Origin of the sequence: Mesorhizobium sp. M7A.F.Ca.ET.027.03.2.1 (assembly GCF_003999175.1) — a bacterium.
In the GTDB taxonomy this organism is placed as follows: domain Bacteria; phylum Pseudomonadota; class Alphaproteobacteria; order Rhizobiales; family Rhizobiaceae; genus Mesorhizobium.
In genome coordinates this window covers 1-2,436 of sequence record NZ_RZOM01000943.1, presented here as the reverse complement: position 1 = coordinate 2,436, position 2,436 = coordinate 1, and the positions used below count along the sequence as shown (strand labels likewise).

The following is a 2,436-nucleotide window of genomic DNA, read 5'->3' as shown; positions in this document are numbered from 1 at the left end:
TGCCCTGAAGGCACGCCTTTTGGCTTAATTGACTTTTACGTAAATGCCGTGCGAGGCTTGCGCGGGGCGCCATGTCGATTCCGGCATGGCACGGGTTTTGGTTCGGGACATAAGGGTGACGCCGGCATGGCGATCGCCCCTTGGTTTCGGCGTGCGGGAGTGGCAATGCGAGAATATTATTCGATCACCGAGTTGACCCGCGAGTTCGACGTGTCGACGCGGACGCTTCGCTTTTACGAGGACGAAGGGCTGGTGCAGCCGGTGCGGCGTGGCCGCACGCGTCTGTTTCGCCCCTCCGACCGGCACCTCATCCGTCAGATCATGCGCGGCAAGAGGCTTGGCTTCTCGATCAACGAAATCCGCGAAATCATCCAGATGTACAAGGAGCCGCCCGGCGAAGTCGGCCAGCTCAACCTGATGATCAAGCGCATCGAGGAAAAGCGCGAGGATCTCCGGCAGAAGCGCCGCGATCTCGAGGAGACGCTGGCTGAACTCGACCAGGCCGAGGAATCTTGTGTGGAGCGGCTGGTTGAGCTTGGCGTGAATACCTGAGCGGACTGGATTCTGTCGCGCGTTAGCGTTCGGAATTAGCGGAGACGTCTATTCCTTCGTCATCCTAGGGCGGAGCAAGGAGCGTAGCGACGCGGCGCAGACCCTAGGATCCATGCCATGACTGCAATGCACCGCGACGGCGCAGAACTTTGCTCCGCTGCACTCCTCGACCGAGGTCACGGCATGGATCCTAGGGTCTCCGCGACGGAGCTGCGCTCCTGCTTCGCCCTAGGATGACGAAGTTCGCTAATCGCCGAAGTGTGCACCTGTCAAAACCTCTCCGCGATGGAAACCAGGGGCGCCAGCTCAGATCCAGCGGCGCACGCGTTTGGCGTAGTCGCGGTACTTCTTGCCGAATTTTGCCGCCAGCACCTTTTCCTCGCCTTCGATCGCCATTTTTTGCGTGACATAGGCGGCGATGAACGCGAGCGGCAGGAACCACACGATGCCCGAGACAAAGGCGACCCCGATCAACAGCAGGGTGTTGGCCAGATACATCGGATTGCGGGTGATGCCGAAGGGACCCGTGGTGACCAGGTGATCGGGCACAGCGTTCGGGTTCAGCGTGGTCTTGGCGCGGACCATGGTGCGGATCGCGGTGACCCAGAGCGCGGCGACGGCAAACAGCGCCACCCAGCCGGTGGCGAAAAGAATATCGCCCAGGAGGTCACCGATCCAGGGCAGGGGATAGAGCAGGCCCAGCGCGATGCTGATGGCGATGGCGGCGGTGTAGATCAGCGGCGGCCACGGTATGAGCCCCGGCTTAGGCTGGTTCTCGGTCATTTGACCCCTTCCTCCATCAACTTGCTGTCGGTCTTGGCGGTACACATGCCGGCGAGATCGGACAGATGCGTCTTCCATTCCGCAGTCTGGTCGTTGTTGTAGAGCCGATCAAGCGTTGCCTCGCCCTCGAGCGTATCGAGCATGCAGACACAGTAGCTCGTACAGAACTCGGTGTCGCGCGACTGCTCGCAGGACAGCTGGCAGGTTTTGAGGAAATTCACCTGCGGGGTTTCGACCTGTGCCGGCATGATCTGCGAGAACAGCCACATGCAGCCGATCAGCAATGGCTGGTGGATCAGGTAGAACGCCAGGCTGTGCCGGCCGATAAAGACCAGCGGGTTGGCCCAGCGACCGGGCGCCAATTCGGCAAGCCGGGCAAGTACGCCTGAACCGGCGGCAAGTTTCGTCACCGCGATGCCCGCAAGCGCGGCGCCGAACCATGGAAACAACGGAACGTAGTCGTTGGAGCGCGGATTGTTCGCCGACAGGCCTACCCACCACAGCCATGGGTGATCGAACGCCTCGAGGCGCAGATAGACAGGCGCCGCGATGACGAGCGCGGCGACGACAAGCGTCAGCAGTGCCGGCAGCCGCAGAAAGGCCAGGCCGAGCAGGCTGGCCAGCGCGATCTCGTGCAAGATGCCGAAGAAGATGAATCCATCCGGCGTGGCGATACGGGTGACGACCGATATCGCGATCGCGGCTCCCGCGACCATGGCGAACCGCTTCCAGAAGCCGTTCCAGCGGATTTGTCGGCCATGGGCGAGGTACAGGCTGACGCCGACCAGGAACAGGAAGGTCGAGGCGATGCAGCGCGCGTAGATCTTCCACCAGCCGAAGGCGGTCAGGCCGGGATCGGTGTAGCCGAAGAACTCCAGATCCCAAGTGAAATGGTAGCTCGCCATGGCGATCAGCGCGATGCCGCGCACGATGTCGATGGCGACGATGCGCTTTGGTCGATCCGGAACGGGTGCGGTCGGCGTTTGGATGCTCATGGTCTCGCATTCTGATTCAGCCCCGCTGGAGGACTATCACGGTTGCCCTGGACAAAAGAAGACCGGCAACTCTGCCGACAACCCGGATCAGCCGCGGCATTGGGCC

3 protein-coding genes are annotated in these 2,436 nt (G+C 61.9%); 1 reads left to right on the top strand and 2 read right to left on the bottom strand.

All coding sequences use genetic code 11. From position 1 onward, the window contains the following. Positions 1 to 165: 165 nt before the first annotated feature. Complete coding sequence (locus tag EN750_RS29370; RefSeq protein ID WP_023685221.1) at positions 166 to 552, top strand: MerR family DNA-binding transcriptional regulator; 387 nt, start codon at positions 166 to 168, stop codon at positions 550 to 552. Between the two features lie 306 nt (positions 553 to 858). On the opposite strand, the gene EN750_RS29365 is transcribed toward EN750_RS29370, so the two are convergent. Then, positions 859 to 1,335 (bottom strand): isoprenylcysteine carboxylmethyltransferase family protein, encoded by a 477-nt coding sequence (locus EN750_RS29365; RefSeq protein ID WP_127398844.1) that lies wholly within the window; start codon positions 1,333 to 1,335, stop codon positions 859 to 861. Next, on the bottom strand, positions 1,332 to 2,330 hold the full coding sequence (locus EN750_RS29360) for a DUF1624 domain-containing protein (RefSeq protein ID WP_127398843.1): 999 nt from the start codon (positions 2,328 to 2,330) through the stop codon (positions 1,332 to 1,334). The genes EN750_RS29365 and EN750_RS29360 overlap by 4 nt, the downstream gene beginning before the upstream one ends. Between the last annotated feature and the right edge of the window lie 106 nt (positions 2,331 to 2,436).

Coding starts and splice junctions, on each gene's coding strand:
- EN750_RS29365 (WP_127398844.1), bottom strand. CDS start 1,335: ATGACCGAGAACCAGCCTAAGCCGGGGCTCATACCGTGGCCGCCGCTG.
- EN750_RS29370 (WP_023685221.1), top strand. CDS start 166: ATGCGAGAATATTATTCGATCACCGAGTTGACCCGCGAGTTCGACGTG.
- EN750_RS29360 (WP_127398843.1), bottom strand. CDS start 2,330: ATGAGCATCCAAACGCCGACCGCACCCGTTCCGGATCGACCAAAGCGC.